The sequence below is a fragment of the Pseudomonas sp. YA1 genome (assembly GCF_058680555.1).
Map to the genome: position 1 here is coordinate 88041 of NZ_JBZWBG010000015.1, position 21950 is coordinate 109990.

Genomic DNA, 21950 nt, shown 5'->3' on the forward strand with positions numbered 1-21950 from the left:
GGTTTTCAGGGCGCCGGCTGGTCGATGCCGTAGCCGATGCCGCGGACGGTGCGGATCAACTGGTTGCCGAGCTTGCGCCGCAGGTGGTGGACGTGGACTTCGATGGCGTTGCTCTCGACGTCGCCGCTCCAGCCGTAGAGGCTCTGCTCCAGTTGGTTGCGCGAGAGCACCTTGCCGCTGTTCTCCAGCAGCAGGCGCAGCAGTGCGTATTCGCGCGGCGCCAGTTCCACCGCCTGGCCGGACAGGGTCACCTGGTGGGTCGCCGGGTCCAGGCGCAGCTCGCCGTGCACCAGTTGCGGCAGGGCGCGGCCGGTGGTGCGGCGGGTCAGGGCGCGCACCCGCGCCTGCAGTTCGTCGAGATCGAAGGGCTTGGTCAGGTAGTCGTCGGCACCGCTGTCGAGCCCGGCGACCCGGTCGGCCACCTTGTCCCGCGCGGTGAGCAGCAGCACCGGGGTGAGCCGGCCCTGGTGACGCAGGTTGCGCAGGATGTCCAGGCCGCTGCGGCGCGGCAGGCCGATGTCGAGCACCAGCAGGTCGAACTCGTCGGTGACCAGCGCGTTCTCCGCGGCCACGCCGTCGGTCACCCATTCCACGGTATCGCCTTCCAGGCGCAGCCCGGCGCGGATGCCGTCGCCGAGCAGCAGGTCGTCCTCGGCCAGCAGTATTCTCATGGCAGCCTCGTTTCAGTGATTCCACAATTCCCACAGGCTCAGGCCGGCCTCCAGCAGGAGGATGGCGACGATCAGCCATTCGACCCGCAGTTCGCCCCGGAAGTAACGGTATTCGCCGAGGCGGTCGGCGGCCAGTTCGTAGAGGTCCTGCAGCACTTCGATGCGGTCGTCCAGGGTCGCCAGGCGATCGTGCACTTCGGCCTGCATGGCCAGTTCGTTGTAGAGCCGGCGCACCGCGCCGTTCAGTTGCAGCGGCGGCTTCTCCAGGTGCGACTCCAGGCGGGCGTAGGCCATGCGCCAGAGTGTAGTGCGTCGTACCTGCCGGTTCACATGTTCCTGGCGCCGCAGGGCGGCGCGGCGCGGTAGCTGGGTCAGTTCGACATCGGCCTGGGCCGGTTCCCAGGCCGCCGCGGTCTCGTCTTCCAGGCGCCGCAGGTGACCTTCGTGCCAGGCGAAGACGGCCAGGCCTTCGAGCAGCTCCCGGCAGCGTTCGGGATTGCCGATGACCAGCGCGCGGCCGGGGCGCCACAGCACTCGCTCGCCGAACGAGGGCGCTTCCAGGGTCGGCTGGCGCTCGTCCTCGCCGGCGGCCATCCAGGCTTCCAGGCGCTGGCGCCAGGCGTGCCCGGTCTGTAGCCCGGCGTTGGCGAAGATCACCAGCAGCTCGTCGTCGACGGCGGTCTCCGGCAGTTCCGCGTCTTCGCTCAGCTCGATGCGTTGTGCCAGGACTGCCAGCGCCGGCTGCGGATCGCGCAGGGTGGCCAGCAGCGGCAGGCCGCCGCTGTCCGCGGCGGAGCGGAAGCGTACCCGGTGCAGCAGGCAGGGCGCGCGGTTGACGGCCAGCGGTACGCTGGCCAGGGGAGCGGCGGACATCTTCAGGTCCTCGCCAGGGCCGGCAATTGTGCCGGGCCGAACTCGATCTCCTCGATATCCGGCGGTGCGACGAAGGGTACGCCGTCTTCCAGTACCGGTCCCGGCTGGGCGAGCAGGAAGCGGGTTTCCCGGTCCATCACGAAGCAGGCCTTGAGGTAGTCGCCGTCGAGGTGGTCGAGCCACAGCGGGCCGAGCTTGCGTTCGATGCGTCGGTCGATGTCCTCGGCCTGCCAGTGGTTCGCGTCGAGCCAGTCGGAAGCCAACAGGAAGCCCCAGGAGGAGAGGAACGAGGGCACCGTGGCGCGGTAGCTGTGGACCTGGGAGAAGACACTGCGCAGGGTGCGGGCGAGGGCCGCGTGGGGCTTGTCGTCGCTGTGGGAGAACTCCAGTCCCTGCACCGCGACCACCCCGCCCGGTCGCAGGCGCGAATGCAGCAGCTCGTAGAACTGGCGGGTATAGAGGGCCTGGGCCGGGCCGTTGTCGAGCATGTCGACGACATCGATGATGACCACGTCGTAGAGCGACGGGTCGCGCTCGAGATAGGCCCGGCCGTCCTCGGCGAGCAGTTCGCAGCGCGGGTCGTCGAAGGCGCCCTGGTGCCACTGGAACAGGTGCTCACGGCACAGTTCCACCAGCTCCCGGTCGAGATCGACCATCACCGCCCGCCGCACGCTGGCATGGGACAGCACCTCGCGCAGGGTGGCGCCTTCGCCGCCGCCGATGATCAGTACGTCGCGCGGCTCGTCGTGGGCGAGCATGGCCGGCTGCACCAGCAGCTCGTGGTACAGCGACTCATCGCTCTCGGCGCTCTGGATCGCGCCGTCGAGCATCAGCACGCGGTCGTAGTTGTAGGTGTCGGCGATCAGCACGTTCTGCCAGCGCGTGCGGCCCTGGTAGAGCACCCGGCGCAGGCGGTAGACGTACTGGTCGAAGGGGTCGCTGTCCTCGATCGCGGTGATCGCGCCGTCGCCTTCCAGCAGCGGGTCCGGCGGATAGAAATAGAAGTGGTTCGGCGGCAGCGGCGGCAGCCCGGCGGCGACCTCCGCCGGCACCAGGCCGGTGAGGTCGACGGCGTAACGGGCCTGGCTCAGGTCGGGAGCCAGCGGGGCGCGTTCGATCGGCGTATCCATCAGACCACCCCCGTGCCCTGGCCCAGCGCCCAGCGCAGGGTCGGGCTGTCTTCGTCGACCGGGCCATTGCCGGCCAGGCTGCGGCTGAGCAGCCCCAGGCGATGGCCGCCGAGGCCGCGGTCCATGCTCGAGATCAGGTGCCGACGGCTGCCCAGGCGTTCGCTGAGCACGCGCACGGCCTGGGCGCCATCGAGCACGTCGCCGCAGGTGAACACGTCGACCGCGGCGTAGCCGTACTCCGGCCAGGTATGGATCGCCAGGTGCGATTCGGCGATCACCACCACGCCGGAGATGCCGATCGGGCTGAACTTGTGGAACGCCGAGGTGATGATGGTGGCGTTGGCCTGGCGGGCGGCCTCGAGCATGCTTTCCTCGATCCACTGGATATCGTCGAAGCGCTGGTCGACGCAGTCGAACAGCTCGATGACCAGTTGCTTGCCGAGCACGGTGATCGGATCGAGTCGCAACGGTTGAATTGCCATGAAGGCCTCCTGCTTCCGTTTCGGCGAGGGATGTCCTCGCGGTGGAAGGCACGATAGGCGCGGCTGACTTAAGAGGTGCTTAACGACGGATTTTTTGCCCGCCCCGGCGCGGGCCGACGACGCCGGAGCCCCATTTCGCCGGACGTAGGGCGAATAGCGCCAGCGGCGCTATCCGCCGTTTCTGCGGAGCATGGCCCGGCGGATAACCGCGAGCGGTTATTCGCCCTACCGGTGAGAGTCGTGACGTAGGGCGAATAGCGCCAGCGGCGCTATCCGCCGCTTCTGCGGAGCATGGCCCGGCGAATAACCGAGAGGCGGTTATTCGCCCTACCGGTGAGAGTCGTGACGTAGGGCGAATAGCGCCAGCGGCGCTATCCGCCGCTTCTGCGGAGTATGGCCCGGCGGATAACCGCGAGCGGTTATTCGCCCTACCGGTGAGAGTCGTGACGTAGGGCGAATAGCGCCAGCGGCGCTATCCGCCGCTTTTGCGGAGCATGGCCCGGCGGATAACCGCGAGCGGTTATTCGCTCTACCGGTGGGAGTCGTGACGTAGGGCGAATAGCGCCAGCGGCGCTATCCGCCGCTTTTGCGGAGCATGGCCCGGCGGATAACCGCGAGCGGTTATTCGCCCTACCGAGGCGCGCCCTTCGCCTGCGTCACCCGGTCCACCAGGTAGACCACCCCGCGGTAGTCGATCCCGCCGTGCTCGCTGAGGCCGATCTCGCAGGTACGGCTGGTGGATACGCCTTCCTCGCAGAACTGCACGGCATCCTTCAGGCTGCGCAGGGAGTGAGCGTTCAGTTCCGGCGTGGTGAAGCCCTTGTCGCCGGCGAAGCCGCAGCAGTGAATGCCTTCCGGGATCACCACCTCGCGGGTGCAGCGGCCGACCAGGTCGATCAGCGCCTGGCTCTCGCCGAGGTGCTGGGTGCTGCAGGTGACGTGCACCGCTACCGGTTTGTCCTGCGGGATGAACTCCAGGCGATCGAGCAGGTGACTGCGGATGAATTTCACCGGGTCGTGGATCTGCAGCCGCGGATCGTCCAGACCCTGGACCAGGCGCAGGGTGCAGGGGCTGGTGTCGCAGTAGATCGGGTCGAGGCCGCCGCGGCTGGCCTGGAGCAGGGCGGCGAGCAGCTCGTCGCGCTTGTCGTCGGCCTGCTTCGCATACCCCTTGGACGCGAACGGCTGGCCGCAGCAGAGGTTGTCCAGGCTATCCGGGAATACCACCTGGTAGCCGGCCTTTTCCAGCAGACGACGGGTCTTGTCCAGCAGCGGCTCGCGCTCTTCGTCGCCGAAGGCCGGGCCCATGGCGCGCGAGACGCAGGCGGCGAGATAGACCACCCGTGGCCGCTCGTCGTCGAGCGGGGCGGGCGGCGGCGCCAGGCGTACCGGCTGCGGCAGCGCCGGCGTCCATTGCGGCACGCGGCCGCCGCTGGCCTGGCTGAGGCCGCGGCTGGCCCTGGCCAGCAGGGGCGCGCCAAGCAGGCGCCGGGCAGCGTCGGTAGCGAGCAGGGCGAAGCGCGCAGCGCGCATGGCGCCGGCAAAGTTGCGCGCCAGCCAGGTGGCGCCTTCGGCGTGGCGGGCGTCGGCGCCGCGCAGCTTGCGGATCAGCTCGCCGGTGTTGATGTTCACAGGACAGCGCTGGGCGCATAGGCCGGTGGCGGCGCAGGTGTCGATGCCCTGGTAGCGGTAGTCGCGCTCCAGCGCCGTGGTGTCGACGCCGGCGCGCTTCTTCGCCTGGATGTCGCGCCACAGGACGATGCGCTGGCGTGGCGTGAGGGTCAGTCCGCGCGACGGGCAGACCGGTTCGCAGAAGCCGCACTCGATGCACTTGTCGACGATCTCGTCGGCGGCCGGCAGCGGCTTGAGGTTCTTCAGGTGGCTCTGCGGGTCGTCGCTGAGGACCACGCCCGGGTTGAGGATGCCGCGCGGGTCGAGCAGGCGCTTGAGCTGCCACATCAAGCGATAGGCGTCCTCGCCCCACTCCAGTTCGACGAACGGCGCCATGTTGCGCCCGGTGCCATGCTCGGCTTTCAGCGAGCCGCCGTACTCCACCGCCACCAGGTGCGCCACGTCGTCCATGAACGCCGAGTAGCGGGCGATCTGCTCGGGCGAGTCGAAGCCCTGGGTGAAGACGAAGTGCAGGTTGCCCTCCAGCGCGTGGCCGAAGAGGATCGCCTCATCGTAGCGGTGCTTGTCGAACAGCTCGATCAGGCGGTTGACTCCCTCGGCCAGTCGTTCGACGGGGAAGGTGACGTCCTCGATGATCACCGTGGTGCCGGTCTCGCGCACTGCACCGACAGCCGGGAAGGTGTCCTTGCGGATGCGCCAGAGCTGGTTGTAGACCGCCGGGTCTTCGCTGAAGTCGACCTGCTTCTCCAGCGGATATTCGGCGATGGAGGCCATGATCCGCCCGAGCTGTTCGTGCAGCAGCGTGCGGCTCGCCGCGCGGGACTCGATGAGCAGGGCGCAGGCACCGGCGGAAAGGCTCTTCACCCATTCCGGCATGCCCTGCATGTTCTCCACTGAGCGCAGGCTGCGCCGATCGAGCAGTTCCACCGCCGAGACCGGCTGGCGCTTGAGCACCGCGACCGCCGTGCAGCAGGTTTCCACCGTGGGGAAAACCAGCAGCGCCGAGGCCTTGTGCGGGTGTTCCGGGACGGTGTCGTAGGTCACCGCGCTGATGAAGCCGAGGGTGCCCTCGGAGCCGACCATCAGGTGGGTGAGGATGTCCAGCGGCTCGTCGTAGTCGACCAGCGCGTTCAGCGACAGGCCGGTGGTGTTCTTCAGCCGGTACTTGTGGCGGATCTTCGCGGCCAGTTCGGCGTTGGCGCGGGTCTCGCGGCCGAGTTCGGCGAGCCGTTCCAGCAGCTCGCCGTGGCTGGCGCGGAAGGCCGCGACGCTGGCCGGGTCCTCGCTGTCCAGGCGGGTGCCGTCGGCCAGCAGCAGGCGCAGGCCGGCAAGGGTGTGGTAGCTGTTCTGCGCGGTGCCGCAGCACATGCCGCTGGCGTTGTTGGCGACGATGCCGCCGATCTTGCAGGCGTTGATCGAGGCCGGGTCGGGACCGATCTTGCGGCCGAACGGCGCCAGCCAGGCGTTCGCCTGGGCGCCGATGACACCCGGCTGCAGGCGGATCTGCGCGCCGTCGGCGCGGATTTCCCGGCCGTTCCAGTTGTCGCCGAGGACGAGCAGCACCGAGTCGCTGATGGCCTGGCCGGAGAGGCTGGTGCCGGCGGCGCGGAAGGTCACCGGGACCTGCTCGCGGTAGGCGGCGGATAGGATCGCGGCGACCTCGTCCTCGCTTTCGACGCGCAGCACCAGCTTGGGAATCAACCGGTAGAAACTGGCGTCGGTGCCGAAGGCCAGGGTCGACAGCGGGTCGTCGAAGCGGCGTTCGCGCGGTATCAGCCGCTCGACGGTCTCGAGAAAGGGAATCGGCAGGCTCATCGGCTTTCCTCGGCCCTGGGACGACGGTCACGCCCCGGGCGTTTTCAGGCTTTTCTGGCGGGCGTCTCAGGCGCCCAGTTCGCGGACCAGCGAGTCGGCGCTGATCTCGCCGATCGACTTGGCCCCGGTGAGGACCATGGCCACGCGCATTTCCTTTTCGATCAGTTCGAGCAGGTTGCGCACCCCGGCCTCGCCGGCGGCGGCCAGGGCGTAGACGAAGGCGCGGCCGAGCAGCACGCTGTCGGCGCCGAGGGCGATCATCCGCACCACGTCGAGACCGGTGCGGATGCCGGAGTCGGCAAGGATCGCCAGTTCGCCCTTCACCGCGTCGGCGATCGCCGGCAGCGCGCGGGCGCTGGACAGCACGCCGTCGAGCTGGCGGCCGCCGTGGTTGGAGACGACGATGCCGTCGGCGCCGAACTTCACCGCATCCCTGGCATCCTCGGGGTCGAGGATGCCCTTGATCACCATCGGGCCGTCCCAGAACTCGCGGATCCACTCCAGGTCCTTCCAGGAAATCGACGGGTCGAAGTTGGCGCCCAGCCAGCCGATGTAGTCCTCCAGTCCGGTCGGGTTGCCGCGGTAGGCGGAGATGTTGCCGAGGTCGTGGGGCTTGCCCAGCAGGCCGACGTCCCAGGCCCAGGCCGGGTGGGTCATGGCTTGCAGGATGCGGCGCGGCGCGGCGTAGGGGCCGCTCATGCCGGAATGGGCGTCGCGGTAGCGGGCGCCGGGGACCGGCATGTCGACGGTGAACACCAGGGTGGTGACGCCGGCGGCCTTGGCCCGCTCCAGGGCGTTGCGCATGAAGCCGCGGTCCTTCAGCACGTAGAGCTGGAACCACATCGGCCGGTCGATGGCCGGGGCGACCTCCTCGATGGGGCACACCGATACCGTCGACAGGGTGAAGGGCACGCCCTTCGCCGCCGCCGCGCGCGCCGCCTGGACCTCGCCGCGGCGGGCGTACATGCCGGTGAGACCGACCGGGGCGAGCGCCACCGGCATCGCCAGGGTCTCGTCGAACAGGCGGGTCTCCAGGCTCAGCTCGGACATGTTCTTCAGCACCCGCTGACGCAGGGCGATGGCCGACAGGTCCTCGACGTTGCGGCGCAGGGTGTACTCGGCGTAGGCGCCGCCGTCGATGTAGTGGAAGAGGAACGGCGGCAGCTTGCGTTGGGCGGCGGCGCGGTAGTCGGTGGAAGCGGAAATGATCATTGGGCTCTTCCGTTGTGTCGAAAGGTTTTGCATCGAGCGCAGTGGAGCGGGACACGGCGGAAATGGCCAAGGGAGCCGGGCCTACGATCGTAGGCGAGTCTCCCCCGGACCATTTCCTGCGCAGTATCGCCGACGCGCGGCCGATCAGGGCGCGGTCAGTGCACCAGCATGCCGGTGAATAGGTATGCCTGGGCCAGGGTGATCAGTCCGACCAGCGCGGCGAAGATCAGGCTGTGCTTCAGGGTGAAGCGGAACAGGTCGGATTCCTTGCCGACCATCCCGGTCGCGGCACAGGCCACGGCGATGGATTGCGGGGAGATCATCTTGCCGGTCACGCCGCCGCTGGTATTGGCGGCCACCAGCAGGGTGTCGCTGACTCCGATCTGGTGCGCGGTGGTCGACTGCAGGGAGCTGAACAAGGCGTTGGAGGACGTATCCGAACCGGTCAGGAATACCCCCAGCCAGCCGAGGAACGGCGAGAAGAACGGGAACGCCGCGCCGGTACCGGCCAGGACCAGGGCCAGGGTGGTGGACATGCCCGAGTAGTTGGTGACGAAGGCGAAGGCCAGGACCATGCCGATGGACAGGATCGGCCACTTCAGCTCCACCAGGACTTCCTTGAAAGTGGTAATACCAATTTTCGCTCCGATGCGCAGGATGAACATCGATACCAGCGCCGAGAGGAAGATCGCCGTGCCGGTGGCGGAGATCGGGTCGAACTTGAATACCGCGGCGATCGGCGTGGCGCTGGTGGCGATCGGCGCGCCCTTGATCACCAGTTGGTCGAGGTGCGGGATGGCGAAGTTGAACACCAGCCAGTAGAGTTCGCCGCCCGGGGCGAACAGGGCCTTGAAAGGTTTCAGGGTCCAGATGGTCACCAGTACGGTGAGCACCAGGAACGGCGACCAGGCCTTGAGGATCTCGCCGAAGCTGTAGGCGGACGGTTCGACGCTGCGTTGCCCGCCGAAGCCGCCACCGGCCACGACCGCGCCGCCGCTGGCGGCGAGCGCTTCGCTGGCGCCCTGCGGCTGCCAGACCTTGAGGAACAGGGTCAGGGAGACCAGGCTGACCAGTGCCGAGGTGATGTCCGGCAACTCCGGGCCGATGAAGTTGGACGTCAGGTACTGAGTGATGGCGAAGCTGCCGCCGGCGACGATGGCGGCCGGCCAGGTTTCGCGGATGCCGCGCCAGCCGTCCATCATGAACACCAGCCAGAACGGTACCAGGATCGACAGGAACGGCAGTTGGCGGCCGGTCATGGCGCCGATCTTGAAGGCGTCGATGCCGGTCACCTGGCCGGCGACGATGATCGGGATGCCCAGTGCGCCGAAGGCCACCGGCGCAGTGTTGGCGATCAGGCACAGGCCGGCGGCGTAGAGCGGATTGAAGCCGAGGCCGACGAGCAGGGCGGCGGTGATCGCCACCGGCGCGCCGAAACCGGCGGCGCCTTCGAGGAAGGCCCCGAAGGAGAAGCCGATCAGCAGTACCTGCAGGCGCTGGTCGCCGGTAATCGACAGCACCGAGCTGCGGATCACCTCGAACTGGCCGCTCTTCACCGTCAGTTTGTAGAGGAAGACCGCGGCGACGATGATCCAGGCGATCGGCCAGAGACCGTAGAGGAAGCCGTAGCCGGCGGCGGCGAAGGCCATGTCGGCGGGCATGTGGAAGGCGAAGATGGCCACCGCGATGGCCAGCGCCAGGGTGATGCTGCCGGCGATGTGGCCCTTGAGGCGGAATACCGCCAGGGCGAGGAAGAAGAACACGATCGGGATGACGGCCGCGGCGGCCGACAGGCCGAGACTGCCCAGGGGGGTATAGAGTTGTTGCCAGGCTTGCATGGGGGTTGGCTCCCTAATTGTTGTTGGGTTTGCCTGTGACCAGATCGGACACGCGCCAAGACCTGTGTGTGCAAGGGCGCTGGGCAGCCGAACCTGGCAAAGCTCGCATAATTGGTAAGACCAATTTACAAAAGCGAGCGCTCAGGTTAAGAGTCGAGCGTTCGGCGTGTCAATTTGCCCGTCTACGACTTTTGTCTAAGGATGCTCGTGCGGGGCTCGTGGCGCCTCGCTTGTGGTGCGGGGAGCGGCTCGGTACGCTTCCTCTCTTTTTCGCGCTGGGCGCATGGCAGAGGCTTTGCGACGAAACTTCGGGTAAGGGTGTCGGGATATGGAATTTGGTCAGGTCAGGCAGCGCCGTCTGTCGGATGACATCGTTGCGCAACTGGAGGCGATGATCCTGGAGGGCACGCTGAAGTCCGGCGAGCGGCTGCCCGCCGAGCGCGTGCTTGCCGAGCAGTTCGGGGTTTCCCGGCCGTCGCTGCGCGAGGCGATCCAGAAACTGGTGGCGAAGGGGCTGCTGGTCAGCCGCCAGGGTGGCGGCAACTATGTGACCGAATCGCTGGGCGCGACTTTCAGCGATCCGCTGCTGCACCTGCTGGAGGGTAACCCGGAGGCCCAGCGCGACCTGCTGGAGTTTCGCCACACGCTGGAAGGGTCCTGTGCCTACTACGCGGCGCTGCGTGCGACCTCCCTCGATCACCAGCGCCTGACCGAGGCCTTCGAGGCGCTCCAGGCCTGCTATGCGCGCAACGACCAGGTCAGCGCGGAAGAGGGCGCCGCCGACGCGCGCTTCCACCTGGCGATCGCCGAGGCCAGCCACAACACCGTGCTGCTGCACACGATCAAGGGCCTGTTCGACTTGCTGCGGCGCAACGTGGTGACCAATATCGGCGGGATGTACGCGCAGCGCACGGAAACCCGCGCGCAACTGATGGAGCAGCACCAGCGCCTATACGATGCGATCATCAGCGGTCAGGCGGAGCTGGCCCGGGAGGTGTCCAACCAGCACATCCACTATGTGCAGGAGGTCCTGGCGGAGGTCCAGGAAGAGGCGCGCAGGATGAAGCGCTCGCAGCGCCGGCGCAGCGTGCAGGAAGACTAGCGAGGCGCGGGCAGGGACGCGCTCAGTCGTCCTTGCCGTGGCGCATGGCGCGCTGGATCTCCCGATCGGAGTCGCGCTCCTTCTCGGTGTGGCGCTTGTCGAAGTCCTTCTTGCCCTTGGCCAGGGCGATCTCGCACTTGACCAGGTGCTTCTTCCAGTACATCGACAGGGCGACGCAGGCGTAGCCCTTCTGTTGCACGGCGCCGAACAGCTTGCCCAGTTCGCGCTTGTGCAGCAGCAGCTTGCGCGTGCGCACCGGGTCGGCGATCACGTGCGTGCTGGCGGTGGTCAGGGGCGTGATGTGGCTGCCGAGCAGCCAGGCCTCGCCATCCTTGAGCAGCACGTAGCTGTCGACCAGTTGGGCCTTGCCGGCGCGCAGGCTTTTCACTTCCCAGCCCGCCAGGGCGACGCCCGCCTCGAAGCGTTGTTCGATGAAATAGTCGTGCAGAGCCTTCTTGTTCTGCGCGATGGTCCCCGAAGGGTGTTTCTTCTGCTTAGCCATAGGCGGCGCATTATAGGGAGTCGCCGGCTTCACCGCTATGGGGCGGCGTCGCGCTTGAGGGATAGAGGTGAATTTCGGACAATGCCCACTCTTTTCCTGGCCGCTGGCCAAGGTTTTGTAAGAAAAGTCTTCAAGTGGCGTCAGGCTGCGCTGAGCGTTTTTCTGCCGAACCCTGGCCCCGGTCGACGGGCGCAGCGCGCCGCCGTGGCGGATGCCGCCGTCCCGCCGGCTATGCTTGGGGAGTCGCCCGCTCGACAGCAGAAGTGAGAGTTCTATGAGCACCCATATCCAGCGTTCGGCGCTGTTGCCTTATCCCGCCCGTGCGCTGTTCGATCTGGTGAACGACGTGAAGCGCTATCCGGAGTTCCTGCCCTGGTGTTCGGCCAGCCAGGTCCTGGAGGAGAGCGAAAGCCTGATGCGCGCCGAGCTGACCGTGGCCAAGGGTAGCCTCAGCCAGCGCTTCACCACCCGCAACGTGCTGGTGCCGGGAGCTTCCATCGAGATGAACCTGGAAAACGGACCGTTCACCGAACTGCATGGCGTCTGGCAGTTCAAGGCGCTGGGCGAGAAGGCCTGCAAGATCACTCTCGACCTGACCTTCGATTACGCCGGGCCGCTGGTCAAGGCGACCCTCGGGCCGCTGTTCACCCAGGCCGCCAACACCATGGTCGACGCGTTCTGCCAGCGCGCCAAGCAACTCTATGGCTGAGATCGCCGTCGAGGTGGTCTACGCGCTGCCGGAGCGACAGGCGTTACTGCGCCTGAGCGTGCCGGCAGGTACCAGCGCACGCGAGGCCGTGCTGCTCTCCGGCATCGCCGAGGCGTTTCCAGGGCTGGATGTGCAAGGTTGTCCGCTGGGTATCTTCGGCAAGCTCCTGGCTCGCCCGGAGGAGCGGGTGCTGGAGACCGGCGAACGGGTGGAGATCTACCGCCCGTTGATCGCCGATCCCAAGGAGGTGCGCAAGCAGCGTGCCGCACGGGCCCGGAGCGAGCGCGAAGGCGGTTAGCCGTGGGGTTTCCTGCGGAAATGAAAAAGCCCGGCGAATGCCGGGCTTTTTCGTGGAACGCCAGCCGTCATTGCGGGCTGGGGTCCAAAGGTTCGGGGGTCGGAACCGGTACCGGCTGGGCTTCGTCCACTTCGCGCTGGAGCTGTTCCAGGGTGGAGCCCGGTTTCGGCGGCTCTTCCTTCTGCTCTTCCGGTTTCTGCTGGTCGGCCGGCTGGGTGACGGTGGTGCTGCCTTCCTTGCCGAGGATCGCTTCGTCGCGGCTGACGCCGGGCATGAAGTCGCCGTTCAGGCCGGCCAGTTGGTCGCTGTCGTTGAAGAACAGGCTGACGCGTTCCTGCTGGCGACGACCGCCGCCCGGCTGGATGCTGTAGAGGTAGTCCCAACGATTGGCGTGGAAGGTATCGACGATCAGCGGGTTGCCCATGATAAACCGCACTTGGCGTCGGGTCATTCCGGGACGCAACTGGTCTATCATGTCCTGCGTTACGACGTTGCCTTGCTGGATGTCGATTTTATAGACGCCAGGAAACGAGCAACCGGCGAGTGCGGCAAGCCCCGCGAAAGCGAGACAGGTCAGCATGAGCTTGGCGTTTTGCATCGGTGAGCGACTTCCACTATCTTGGCTGGGCAAATAAAAGCCCGATCATACCCGTATTCCGGGATACTGCGAAACATCCCGCGCTGAGAAAGCAGACATGGTTGAAAATAGCGAACTTCGAAAAGCCGGCCTTAAAGTGACCCTGCCGCGGGTCAAGATCCTGCAGATGCTCGACTCGGCCGAGCAACGCCACATGAGCGCCGAAGACGTGTACAAGGCGCTGATGGAAGCAGGCGAGGACGTGGGCCTGGCAACCGTCTATCGGGTGCTGACCCAGTTCGAGGCCGCCGGCCTGGTGGTGCGTCACAACTTCGATGGCGGCCATGCCGTGTTCGAGCTCGCCGATAGCGGCCACCACGACCACATGGTCTGCGTCGATACCGGCGAGGTGATCGAGTTCATGGACGCGGAAATCGAGAAGCGCCAGAAGGAAATCGTCCGCGAGCGCGGCTTCGAGCTGGTCGATCACAATCTGGTGCTCTACGTGCGCAAGAAGAAGTAGTCGCGCAACGGTACCATGCGAAAACGGCGACCCTGGGGTCGCCGTTTTCATTTTCCATTGAAGGAACGTTCAGTTCTGGGCGGCCAGGTTGACCAGTTTCTTCGCGTGGGCCAGGGATTCCTTGGTCAGGTCGACGCCGCCGAGCATGCGGGCGATCTCCTCGATCCGCTGGGCCTTGTTCAGGGTGGCGACCGCCGTGCGGGTTTCGCTGCTGCCGCGTTCCTTGTGCACGAACAGGTGCTGGTGGCCCTGGGCGGCGACCTGCGGCAAGTGGGTCACGGTGAGGACCTGGCCGCGTTCGCCGAGGCGACGCAGCAACTGTCCGACCACTTCGGCGGTGGGGCCGCCGATGCCGACGTCGACTTCGTCGAAGACCAGGGTGGGGATGCGCGAGGTCTGTGCCGTGATCACCTGGATCGCCAGGCTGATCCGCGACAGTTCGCCGCCCGAGGCGACCTTGGCCAGCCCTTTCAACGGCTGCCCGGGGTTGGCGCTGACCAGGAACTCCACGCTTTCCAGTCCGTTGGCTTGCGGCTCGGCGCTGTCGCCGGGATGCAGGACGATGGCGAAGCGCCCTCCGGGCATGCCCAGGCGCTGCATCTCCTGTTCCACGCTGGCGGCAAGAGGTGCGGCCGCGGCCTGGCGCAGGCGGCTCAGTTCGTCGGCTTTTTCCTGGTAATGCCGGGCGTAGGCGGCCAGCTCGTCGCCCAGGCGTCCGACCGCTTCGTCGTCGGCGTTCAGCGCCTCCAGTTCGTCGAACAGGCGCTGCTGCAGGTCGGCCAGTTCGGCGGGCTGTACCCGGTGCTTGCGCGCCAGGGAATAAATGACGTCCAGGCGCTCCTCGACCTGCTGCTGGCGATTGGGATCGGCATCGAAGTGGTCGACGAAGCGGTTCAGTTCGCCGATCGCCTCCTCGACCTGGATCTGCGCGCTGGACAACAGGTTGACCGCTTCGCCGAGGGCGGCGGGCTGGCCGCTGAACGAGGTCAGGCGGCTGAGGCTGGCATTGAGCGCGGAAAGGACGTTGCCGGCATCGCTCTCGCTGCACATTTCCACGACTTGGCGGCAGGCGGCGAGCAGGCTTTCGGCGTTGCTCAGGGTCTTCTGCTCCTGTTCCAGGCTTTCCAGTTCGTTTTCGCCGAGGGACAGGTTTTCCAGTTCTTCCAGCTGGTAACTGAGCAACTGGTGGCGGGCGCGCTGTTCGTCGCCGCTACGCGACAGGCGTTCGAGTTCCTGGCTGGTCTGCTTCCAGCGTTGCGCGGCGAGCTGCACCTGGCGCGCCAGCTCCTGGCAGCCGGCGTACTCGTCGAGCAGGCGCCGGTGGGTCTCGCTCTTCAGCAGCGACTGGTGCTCGTGCTGGCTATGGATGTCGATCAGCAGTTCGCCCAGGCTCTTCAGGTCGCCCAGAGGGCAGGGCGTGCCGTTGATGTAGGCACGCGAGCGACCTTCGGCAGTGATCACCCGGCGCAGGATGCACGGACCGTCCTGTTCCAGGTCGCGCTCGGCGAGCCAGTCGCGGGCCTCGGCGATGGCGCTGACGTCGAAGCTGGCGAGAATGTCGGCCTTGTCCGCTCCGGGACGTACCGCGCCGCTGTCGGCGCGGTCGCCGAGGGTAAGGCCGAGGGCGTCGAGCATGATCGACTTGCCCGCGCCGGTTTCGCCGGTGATCACGCTCATGCCGGTAGCGAGTTCGAGATCCAGGTGCTCGACGATGGCGTAGTTGTGAACGGACAGGTGAACCAGCATGGCGGGCGGCTCCGTGGGTTTTGTCTGGTTATTTATACAGTATTTTTTCCGGCTGGCAATTGCCGCTCGCCCCTTGAACCGTGGAAAGCCGTCCCCATATAGCCGGCAACGTTGCGAACTTATGCGTTCGCCTTGTATTTGCCAGCTTATTTTTGAAGGAGAGTGGCATGGCTGACGAACAGCAGACCCTGGATCAACAGACCCCCGAGCAGCCCACCGGCGCCGCCGAGGACCTGACCGCCCGCGTGCAGGAGCTGGAGGAGCAGCTGGCTGCCGCCCAGGACCAGGCGCTGCGCATGGTCGCGGATCTGCAGAACGTACGCCGGCGTGCGGAGCAGGATGTCGAGAAGGCGCACAAGTTCGCGCTGGAGAAATTCGCCGGCGACCTGCTGGCGGTGGTCGACACCCTCGAGCGCGGCCTGGAGATGTCCGATCCCAACGACGAGGCGATCAAGCCGATGCGCGAAGGGATGGAACTGACCCTGAAGATGTTCGACGACACCCTGCGCCGCTACCAGGTGGAGGCGCTGAACCCGGAAGGCGAGCCTTTCAACCCCGAGCAGCACCAGGCGATGGCCATGCAGGAAAGCGCTTCGGCCGAGCCGGGCAGTGTCCTCAAGGTGTTCCAGAAAGGCTACCTGCTCAACGGCCGCCTGCTGCGTCCGGCGATGGTGGTGGTCAGCAAGGCGCCGGCGGAAACCCCGCCTTCCATCGACGAGCAGGCTTGAAATTCGACGCGACGACCCCATCTGGGTAGTCAACCGAGCACGAGACCCACGGGCGGGTCGCACGGAATCAAAGTTTCTGGAGAGTGAATATGGGCAAAATCATTGGCATCGACCTGGGTACCACCAACTCCTGCGTGGCTATCCTGGAGAACGGTAACGTCAAGGTCATCGAGAACGCCGAGGGCGCGCGTACCACCCCCTCGATCATCGCCTACACCAACGATGGCGAAACCCTGGTGGGCCAGCCGGCCAAGCGCCAGGCGGTCACCAACCCGCAGAACACCCTGTATGCGGTGAAGCGCCTGATCGGCCGTCGCTTCGAAGAGAACGTGGTACAGAAAGACATCCAGATGGTGCCGTACAGCATCGTCAAGGCCGACAACGGCGACGCCTGGGTGGAAGTGAAGGGCCAGAAGATGGCGCCTCCGCAGATTTCCGCCGAAGTGCTGAAGAAAATGAAGAAGACCGCCGAAGACTACCTCGGCGAGCCGGTCACCGAAGCGGTGATCACCGTTCCGGCCTACTTCAACGACAGCCAGCGCCAGGCCACCAAGGACGCCGGCCGCATCGCCGGCCTCGACGTCAAGCGGATCATCAACGAGCCGACCGCGGCGGCGCTGGCCTACGGCCTGGACAAGGCCAAGGGCGACCACACCGTGATCGTCTATGACCTGGGCGGCGGTACCTTCGACGTGTCGGTGATCGAGATCGCCGAAGTCGACGGCGAGCACCAGTTCGAAGTGCTGGCCACCAACGGCGACACCTTCCTCGGCGGCGAAGACTTCGACATCCGCCTGATCGACTACCTCGTCGACGAGTTCAAGAAGGAAAGCGGCATCAACCTGAAGGGCGACCCGCTGGCCATGCAGCGTCTGAAGGAAGCGGCCGAGAAAGCCAAGATCGAGCTGTCCTCGACCCAGCAGACCGACGTCAACCTGCCGTACGTGACTGCCGACGCGAGCGGTCCGAAGCACCTGAACGTCAAGGTTTCCCGCGCCAAGCTGGAGTCCCTGGTCGAAGACCTGGTGCAGCGCACCATCGAGCCGTGCCGCACCGCGCTGAAGGATGCCGGCCTGGATGTTTCCGATATCCATGAAGTGATCCTGGTCGGCGGCCAGACCCGCATGCCGCTGGTACAGAAGACCGTTGCCGAGTTCTTCGGCAAGGAAGCGCGCAAGGACGTCAACCCGGACGAAGCCGTGGCTGTCGGTGCCGCCATCCAGGGTGCGGTCCTGGCCGGCGACGTGAAGGACGTGCTGCTGCTCGACGTGACTCCGCTGACCCTCGGCATCGAGACCCTGGGCGGCGTGATGACCGGTCTGATCGAGAAGAACACCACCATCCCGACCAAGAAGTCGCAGGTGTTCTCCACCGCCGACGACAACCAGGGCGCGGTGACCATCCACGTGCTGCAGGGCGAGCGCAAGCAGGCCGCGCAGAACAAGTCGCTGGGCAAGTTCGACCTGGCCGACATTCCGCCGGCTCCGCGCGGCGTGCCGCAGATCGAGGTGACCTTCGATATCGATGCCAACGGCATCCTGCACGTCTCGGCGAAGGACAAGGCCACCGGCAAGCAGCAGTCCATCGTGATCAAGGCATCCTCCGGCCTGTCCGAGGATGAGATCCAGCAGATGGTCCGCGATGCCGAGGCGAACGCCGAGGAGGACCGCAAGTTCGAGGAACTGGCTGCCGCTCGCAACCAGGGCGACGCGCTGGTCCACGCGACCCGCAAGATGATCACCGAGGCGGGCGACAAGGCCACCGCCGAGGACAAGGCGACCATCGAGAAGGCGCTGGGCGAGCTGGAAGCGGCGGTGAAGGGCGACGACAAGGCCGAGATCGAGGCCAAGATGAACGCTCTGTCCCAGGCTTCCACCCCGCTGGCGCAGAAGATGTACGCCGAACAGGCCCAGCAGGGCGAAGACGCTCCCCAGGGCGAGCAGGCGAAAGCCGCTGACGACGTGGTGGACGCCGAGTTCGAAGAGGTCAAGGACAACAAGTAAGCCCCGGCTTGCTTCTGCCCCGCGTGCCGGCCAGGCCGGTACGCATGATCCGCCACGCGGGAGCCTGCTCCCGCGTTGGCGTGTCTGGAGGGTCCTTAATTGAGACGGAAAGGTTATGGCGAAACGAGACTTTTACGAGGTTCTGGGGGTTGAGCGTGGCGCCAGCGAGGCGGACCTGAAGAAGGCCTACCGTCGCCTGGCGATGAAATACCACCCGGACCGCAATCCTGGCGACAAGGAAGCCGAGGACAAGTTCAAGGAGGCCAACGAGGCCTACGAGGTCCTCTCCGATGCCAGCAAGCGGGCGGCCTACGACCAGTACGGCCATGCCGGCGTCGATCCGAACATGGGTGGGGGCGCTGGCGCCGGTTTCGGCGGGGCGAGCTTCTCCGACATCTTCGGCGATGTGTTCAGCGATTTCTTCGGTGGCGGCGGCGCCCGCGGTGGCTCGCGCGGCGGCGCGCAGCGCGGCGCGGACCTGCGCTACACACTGGACCTCGACCTGGAAGAGGCGGTACGCGGCACCACCGTCACCATCCGCGTGCCGACCCTGGTCGGTTGCAAGACCTGCAACGGCAGCGGCGCCAAGCCCGGCACCACACCGGTCACCTGCACCACTTGCGGCGGTATCGGCCAGGTGCGCATGCAGCAGGGCTTCTTCTCGGTCCAGCAGACCTGTCCGCGCTGCCACGGCACCGGCAAGATGATTTCCGATCCCTGTGGCTCCTGCCATGGCCAGGGGCGCGTGGAAGAGCAGAAGACTCTGTCGGTGAAGGTGCCGGCCGGCGTCGACACCGGCGACCGCATCCGCCTCACCGGCGAAGGCGAGGCCGGCAGCATGGGTGGTCCGGCGGGCGACCTGTACGTGGTGGTCAATGTGCGCGAGCACCCGATCTTCCAGCGCGACGGCAAGCATCTGTACTGCGAAGTGCCGATCAGTTTCGCCGACGCTGCGTTGGGTGGCGAGCTGGAAGTGCCGACCCTGGATGGCCGGGTCAAGCTGAAGATTCCGGAAAGCACCCAGACCGGCAAGCTGTTCCGCCTGCGCGGCAAGGGCGTGGCCCCGGTGCGCGGCGGCGGCGCCGGCGACCTGATGTGCAAGGTGGTGGTGGAAACCCCGGTGAACCTGGACAAGCGCCAGCGCGAGCTGCTCGAGGAGTTCCGCAAGTCGTTGCAGAGCGACACCTCGCATTCGCCCAAGGCCAGTGGCTGGTTCGAAGGCATGAAGCGTTTCTTCGACGACCTATAAACAAAGCCATGGGCGCGGCCTGACCGCCGCGTCCGGGTTCTGCGTGGAGTGGTTTTATGCGACGTATAGCCGTAGTGGGCGCCGCCGGGCGCATGGGCAAGAACCTGATCGAGGCCGTTCAGCAGACCGGCGGTGCCGCCGGGCTGACGGCGGCGGTGGATCGTCCGGATAGCACCCTGGTGGGGGCGGACGCCGGCGAGCTGGCCGGTCTCGGCCGGATCGGCGTGCCGCTGTCCGGGGACCTGGGCAAGGTCTGCGAGGAGTTCGACGTCCTGATCGACTTCACCCATCCCTCCGTAACCCTGAAGAACATCGAGCAGTGCCGCAAGGCGCGCCGCGCGATGGTCATCGGCACCACCGGCTTCAGCGCCGACGAGAAGCTGCTGCTGGCCGAGGCGGCGAAGGATATCCCGATCGTCTTCGCTGCCAACTTCAGCGTCGGCGTGAACCTTTGCCTGAAGCTTCTGGATACCGCGGCACGGGTGCTGGGCGACGAAGTGGATATCGAGATCATCGAGGCCCATCACCGGCACAAGGTCGATGCGCCGTCCGGCACCGCCTTGCGCATGGGCGAGGTGGTAGCCCAGGCGCTCGGCCGGGACCTCCAGGAAGTGGCGGTCTACGGACGTGAGGGGCAGACCGGCGCGCGGGCGCGGGAAACCATCGGCTTCGCCACCGTGCGCGCCGGCGACGTGGTGGGCGACCACACCGTGCTGTTCGCCGCCGAGGGCGAGCGCGTGGAGATCACCCACAAGGCTTCCAGCCGCATGACCTTTGCCCGTGGCGCGGTGCGTGCGGCGCTGTGGCTGGAGGGCAAGGAGAACGGCCTGTACGACATGCAGGATGTGCTCGGTCTACGCTGAGACGCTGCCGCACGTCGTCTTATTGGTGGACCGGAATGTCGCGATTCTGTAAACTACAGCTTTAGTGTGTCCACTAAAAGCAGCGCAGCATGAATCGAAAAAAAGCGGGATGACTCTTCACGGTGTCATCCCGCTTTTTTACACCTGCGCGACCAGTCAGGCTTGATTTACGGGAGGTCTTCTTGACTAAGCCAGCCATACTTGCACTTGCCGACGGCAGCATTTTTCGCGGTGAAGCCATCGGTGCCGACGGCCAGACCGTTGGCGAGGTGGTGTTCAACACCGCCATGACCGGCTACCAGGAAATCCTTACCGATCCTTCCTACGCCCAGCAGATCGTCACCCTGACCTACCCGCACATCGGCAATACCGGTACCACCCCGGAAGACGCCGAGGCCAACCGCGTCTGGGCCGCCGGCCTGATCATCCGCGACCTGCCGCTGATCGCCAGCAACTGGCGCAGCAAGCAGTCGCTGCCTGACTACCTGAAAGCCAACGGCACCGTCGCCATCGCCGGCATCGATACCCGTCGCCTGACCCGCATCCTCCGCGAGAAGGGTTCGCAGAACGGCTGCATCCTGGCCGGTGCCGACGCTACCGAGGAACGCGCGCTGGAGCTGGCTCGCGCCTTCCCCGGCCTGAAGGGCATGGACCTGGCCAAGGAGGTCACCACCGCCGAGCGCTACGAGTGGCGCTCCAGCGTCTGGAACCTGGAAAGCGACAGTCACCCGGAGATCCCGGCCGGTGAACTGCCGTATCACGTGGTGGCCTACGACTACGGCGTCAAGCTGAACATCCTACGCATGCTGGTGGCGCGCGGCTGCCGCCTGACCGTGGTGCCGGCGCAGACACCGGCCAGCGAAGTGCTGGCGCTGAACCCTGACGGCATCTTCCTTTCCAACGGCCCCGGCGACCCCGAACCGTGCGACTACGCGATCCAGGCGATCCGCGAATTCCTCGATACCGAGATCCCGGTGTTCGGCATCTGCCTCGGCCATCAGTTGCTGGCCCTGGCCTCTGGCGCCAAGACCCTGAAGATGGGCCACGGGCACCACGGCGCCAACCACCCGGTGCAGGACCTGGACAGCGGCGTGGTGATGATCACCAGCCAGAACCACGGTTTCGCGGTCGACGAGAGCACCCTGCCGGACAACCTGCGAGCCACTCACAAGTCGCTGTTCGACGGTACCCTGCAGGGTATCGAGCGCACCGACAAGGTCGCTTTCAGCTTCCAGGGCCACCCCGAGGCGAGCCCCGGTCCGCATGACGTCGCCCCGCTGTTCGACCGCTTCATCTCGGCGATGGCCGAGCGTCGCTGAGGAGCAGAGCCATGCCGACCCTGGGGATAACCGATTTCTGGACCTACGTGCTGGGTGTGGTTTTCGTGATCCTGTTGCCCGGACCGAACTCGTTGTTCGTCCTCGCGACTTCGGCCCAGCGTGGCGTGGCGACCGGCTACCGGGCCGCCTGCGGCGTGTTCCTCGGCGACGCGGTGCTGATGCTGCTGTCGGCCCTCGGCGTGGCCTCCCTGCTGAAGGCCGAGCCGATGCTGTTCATCGGCCTGAAGTACCTCGGTGCGGCCTACCTGTTCTATCTCGGCGTCGGCATGCTGCGGGGCGCCTGGCGCAAGCTGCGCAATCCCGAGGCGACGGCGGCGCAGGCCGAACAGGTGGATGTCCACCAGCCGTTCCGCAAGGCGCTGCTGCTCAGCCTGTCGAATCCCAAGGCGATCCTGTTTTTCATCTCCTTCTTCATCCAGTTCGTCGATCCCGGCTATGCCTATCCGGGCCTGTCGTTCCTGGTGCTGGCGGTGATCCTGGAACTGGTCAGCGCCCTTTACCTGAGCTTCCTGATTTTCACCGGTGTGCGGCTGGCGGCCTGGTTCCGCCGGCGGCAACGGTTGGCTGCCGGCGCCACTTCGGGCGTCGGCGCCCTGTTCGTCGGCTTTGGTGTGAAGCTGGCCACCGCAACCCTGTCCTGATTATTGCAACGAGAGT

20 protein-coding genes are annotated in these 21950 nt (G+C 66.4%); 10 read left to right on the forward strand and 10 right to left on the reverse strand.

Annotated elements, in window-relative coordinates; all coding sequences use genetic code 11:
* Nucleotides 1-5: 5 nt before the first annotated feature.
* From pmrA to AC4OR5_RS21505, 7 genes are all read right to left on the reverse strand, one after another.
* Entirely contained in the window at nucleotides 6-671 is a 666-nt protein-coding gene (gene pmrA, locus AC4OR5_RS21475; RefSeq protein ID WP_003095244.1) for a two-component system response regulator PrmA, read from the reverse strand.
* Nucleotides 672-683: 12 nt separating this feature from the next.
* The gene (locus AC4OR5_RS21480; RefSeq protein WP_019485585.1) at nucleotides 684-1544 is read right to left on the reverse strand and encodes an RMD1 family protein; all 861 of its coding nucleotides are present in this window, start codon (nucleotides 1542-1544) and stop codon (nucleotides 684-686) included.
* Between the two features lie 2 nt (nucleotides 1545-1546).
* A complete protein-coding gene (locus AC4OR5_RS21485; RefSeq protein WP_016254383.1) occupies nucleotides 1547-2674 on the reverse strand; it encodes a fused MFS/spermidine synthase in 1128 nt (375 codons plus the stop codon).
* Entirely contained in the window at nucleotides 2674-3156 is a 483-nt protein-coding gene (gene speD / locus AC4OR5_RS21490; RefSeq protein WP_023434625.1) for an adenosylmethionine decarboxylase, read from the reverse strand. Before speD ends, AC4OR5_RS21485 begins: the two co-directional genes overlap by 1 nt.
* 630 nt (nucleotides 3157-3786) lie before the next feature.
* Nucleotides 3787-6603 carry an FAD-binding and (Fe-S)-binding domain-containing protein gene (locus AC4OR5_RS21495; protein ID WP_058160329.1) on the reverse strand — a complete coding sequence of 939 codons (2817 nt, stop codon included), beginning with the start codon at nucleotides 6601-6603 and terminating at the stop codon, nucleotides 3787-3789.
* Nucleotides 6604-6669: 66 nt separating this feature from the next.
* Nucleotides 6670-7815 (reverse strand): FMN-dependent L-lactate dehydrogenase LldD, encoded by a 1146-nt coding sequence (lldD, locus tag AC4OR5_RS21500; protein ID WP_003100494.1) that lies wholly within the window; start codon nucleotides 7813-7815, stop codon nucleotides 6670-6672.
* 155 nt (nucleotides 7816-7970) lie between these two features.
* Nucleotides 7971-9653 carry a lactate permease LctP family transporter gene (locus AC4OR5_RS21505; protein WP_058160328.1) on the reverse strand — a complete coding sequence of 561 codons (1683 nt, stop codon included), beginning with the start codon at nucleotides 9651-9653 and terminating at the stop codon, nucleotides 7971-7973.
* A 328-nt stretch (nucleotides 9654-9981) separates the two neighbouring features.
* Here AC4OR5_RS21505 and AC4OR5_RS21510 point away from each other — a divergent pair, with 328 nt between their 5' ends.
* Nucleotides 9982-10755 carry an FCD domain-containing protein gene (locus tag AC4OR5_RS21510; protein WP_003095221.1) on the forward strand — a complete coding sequence of 258 codons (774 nt, stop codon included), beginning with the start codon at nucleotides 9982-9984 and terminating at the stop codon, nucleotides 10753-10755.
* Nucleotides 10756-10777: 22 nt separating this feature from the next.
* Here the strand turns inward: AC4OR5_RS21510 and smpB are convergent, their stop codons facing one another.
* A complete protein-coding gene (gene smpB, locus AC4OR5_RS21515) occupies nucleotides 10778-11257 on the reverse strand; it encodes an SsrA-binding protein SmpB (RefSeq protein ID WP_003100496.1) in 480 nt (159 codons plus the stop codon).
* Nucleotides 11258-11531: 274 nt separating this feature from the next.
* On the opposite strand from smpB, the gene AC4OR5_RS21520 reads away from it, so the two are divergent.
* Together AC4OR5_RS21520 and AC4OR5_RS21525 are read left to right on the forward strand one after the other, a co-directional pair.
* Nucleotides 11532-11966, forward strand: a complete 435-nt coding sequence (locus AC4OR5_RS21520) for a type II toxin-antitoxin system RatA family toxin (RefSeq protein ID WP_003100497.1) — start codon at nucleotides 11532-11534, stop codon at nucleotides 11964-11966.
* Nucleotides 11959-12264 (forward strand): RnfH family protein, encoded by a 306-nt coding sequence (locus AC4OR5_RS21525; RefSeq protein ID WP_004365388.1) that lies wholly within the window; start codon nucleotides 11959-11961, stop codon nucleotides 12262-12264. Before AC4OR5_RS21520 ends, AC4OR5_RS21525 begins: the two co-directional genes overlap by 8 nt.
* Nucleotides 12265-12331: 67 nt before the next feature.
* Here AC4OR5_RS21525 and AC4OR5_RS21530 read toward each other — a convergent pair whose 3' ends face one another.
* Nucleotides 12332-12862, reverse strand: a complete 531-nt coding sequence (locus AC4OR5_RS21530; RefSeq protein WP_003109323.1) for an outer membrane protein assembly factor BamE — start codon at nucleotides 12860-12862, stop codon at nucleotides 12332-12334.
* A 97-nt stretch (nucleotides 12863-12959) separates the two neighbouring features.
* Between AC4OR5_RS21530 and fur the strand changes: the two genes are divergently transcribed.
* Complete coding sequence (gene fur / locus AC4OR5_RS21535; RefSeq protein WP_003095216.1) at nucleotides 12960-13364, forward strand: ferric iron uptake transcriptional regulator; 405 nt, start codon at nucleotides 12960-12962, stop codon at nucleotides 13362-13364.
* Nucleotides 13365-13433: 69 nt separating this feature from the next.
* Here the strand turns inward: fur and recN are convergent, their stop codons facing one another.
* Nucleotides 13434-15110 carry a DNA repair protein RecN gene (gene recN / locus AC4OR5_RS21540; protein ID WP_003135243.1) on the reverse strand — a complete coding sequence of 559 codons (1677 nt, stop codon included), beginning with the start codon at nucleotides 15108-15110 and terminating at the stop codon, nucleotides 13434-13436.
* A gap of 167 nt (nucleotides 15111-15277) precedes the next feature.
* On the opposite strand from recN, the gene grpE reads away from it, so the two are divergent.
* The 6 genes from grpE (at nucleotide 15278) to leuE (ending at nucleotide 21934) form a co-directional block, all read left to right on the forward strand.
* A complete protein-coding gene (gene grpE / locus AC4OR5_RS21545) occupies nucleotides 15278-15838 on the forward strand; it encodes a nucleotide exchange factor GrpE (RefSeq protein ID WP_003095213.1) in 561 nt (186 codons plus the stop codon).
* An 89-nt stretch (nucleotides 15839-15927) separates the two neighbouring features.
* On the forward strand, nucleotides 15928-17841 hold the full coding sequence (gene dnaK / locus AC4OR5_RS21550; RefSeq protein WP_003095212.1) for a molecular chaperone DnaK: 1914 nt from the start codon (nucleotides 15928-15930) through the stop codon (nucleotides 17839-17841).
* 115 nt (nucleotides 17842-17956) lie between these two features.
* Nucleotides 17957-19090: a molecular chaperone DnaJ gene (dnaJ, locus tag AC4OR5_RS21555; RefSeq protein WP_003095211.1), complete on the forward strand. Its 1134-nt coding sequence runs from the start codon at nucleotides 17957-17959 to the stop codon at nucleotides 19088-19090.
* A 56-nt stretch (nucleotides 19091-19146) separates the two neighbouring features.
* The gene (dapB, locus tag AC4OR5_RS21560; RefSeq protein WP_003095210.1) at nucleotides 19147-19953 is read left to right on the forward strand and encodes a 4-hydroxy-tetrahydrodipicolinate reductase; all 807 of its coding nucleotides are present in this window, start codon (nucleotides 19147-19149) and stop codon (nucleotides 19951-19953) included.
* A 182-nt stretch (nucleotides 19954-20135) separates the two neighbouring features.
* A complete protein-coding gene (gene carA, locus AC4OR5_RS21565) occupies nucleotides 20136-21272 on the forward strand; it encodes a glutamine-hydrolyzing carbamoyl-phosphate synthase small subunit (protein WP_003095209.1) in 1137 nt (378 codons plus the stop codon).
* Between the two features lie 11 nt (nucleotides 21273-21283).
* A complete protein-coding gene (gene leuE, locus AC4OR5_RS21570) occupies nucleotides 21284-21934 on the forward strand; it encodes a leucine efflux protein LeuE (RefSeq protein ID WP_003095208.1) in 651 nt (216 codons plus the stop codon).
* Nucleotides 21935-21950: the final 16 nt, after the last annotated feature.

Bases quoted from the DNA above. Each gene is read 5' to 3' on its own strand.
- pmrA (WP_003095244.1), bottom strand. From the start codon at position 671: ATGAGAATACTGCTGGCCGAGGACGACCTGCTGCTCGGCGACGGCATC.
- AC4OR5_RS21480 (WP_019485585.1), bottom strand. From the start codon at position 1,544: ATGTCCGCCGCTCCCCTGGCCAGCGTACCGCTGGCCGTCAACCGCGCG.
- AC4OR5_RS21485 (WP_016254383.1), bottom strand. From the start codon at position 2,674: ATGGATACGCCGATCGAACGCGCCCCGCTGGCTCCCGACCTGAGCCAG.
- speD (WP_023434625.1), bottom strand. From the start codon at position 3,156: ATGGCAATTCAACCGTTGCGACTCGATCCGATCACCGTGCTCGGCAAG.
- AC4OR5_RS21495 (WP_058160329.1), bottom strand. From the start codon at position 6,603: ATGAGCCTGCCGATTCCCTTTCTCGAGACCGTCGAGCGGCTGATACCG.
- lldD (WP_003100494.1), bottom strand. From the start codon at position 7,815: ATGATCATTTCCGCTTCCACCGACTACCGCGCCGCCGCCCAACGCAAG.
- AC4OR5_RS21505 (WP_058160328.1), bottom strand. From the start codon at position 9,653: ATGCAAGCCTGGCAACAACTCTATACCCCCCTGGGCAGTCTCGGCCTG.
- AC4OR5_RS21510 (WP_003095221.1), top strand. From the start codon at position 9,982: ATGGAATTTGGTCAGGTCAGGCAGCGCCGTCTGTCGGATGACATCGTT.
- smpB (WP_003100496.1), bottom strand. From the start codon at position 11,257: ATGGCTAAGCAGAAGAAACACCCTTCGGGGACCATCGCGCAGAACAAG.
- AC4OR5_RS21520 (WP_003100497.1), top strand. From the start codon at position 11,532: ATGAGCACCCATATCCAGCGTTCGGCGCTGTTGCCTTATCCCGCCCGT.
- AC4OR5_RS21525 (WP_004365388.1), top strand. From the start codon at position 11,959: ATGGCTGAGATCGCCGTCGAGGTGGTCTACGCGCTGCCGGAGCGACAG.
- AC4OR5_RS21530 (WP_003109323.1), bottom strand. From the start codon at position 12,862: ATGCAAAACGCCAAGCTCATGCTGACCTGTCTCGCTTTCGCGGGGCTT.
- fur (WP_003095216.1), top strand. From the start codon at position 12,960: ATGGTTGAAAATAGCGAACTTCGAAAAGCCGGCCTTAAAGTGACCCTG.
- recN (WP_003135243.1), bottom strand. From the start codon at position 15,110: ATGCTGGTTCACCTGTCCGTTCACAACTACGCCATCGTCGAGCACCTG.
- grpE (WP_003095213.1), top strand. From the start codon at position 15,278: ATGGCTGACGAACAGCAGACCCTGGATCAACAGACCCCCGAGCAGCCC.
- dnaK (WP_003095212.1), top strand. From the start codon at position 15,928: ATGGGCAAAATCATTGGCATCGACCTGGGTACCACCAACTCCTGCGTG.
- dnaJ (WP_003095211.1), top strand. From the start codon at position 17,957: ATGGCGAAACGAGACTTTTACGAGGTTCTGGGGGTTGAGCGTGGCGCC.
- dapB (WP_003095210.1), top strand. From the start codon at position 19,147: ATGCGACGTATAGCCGTAGTGGGCGCCGCCGGGCGCATGGGCAAGAAC.
- leuE (WP_003095208.1), top strand. From the start codon at position 21,284: ATGCCGACCCTGGGGATAACCGATTTCTGGACCTACGTGCTGGGTGTG.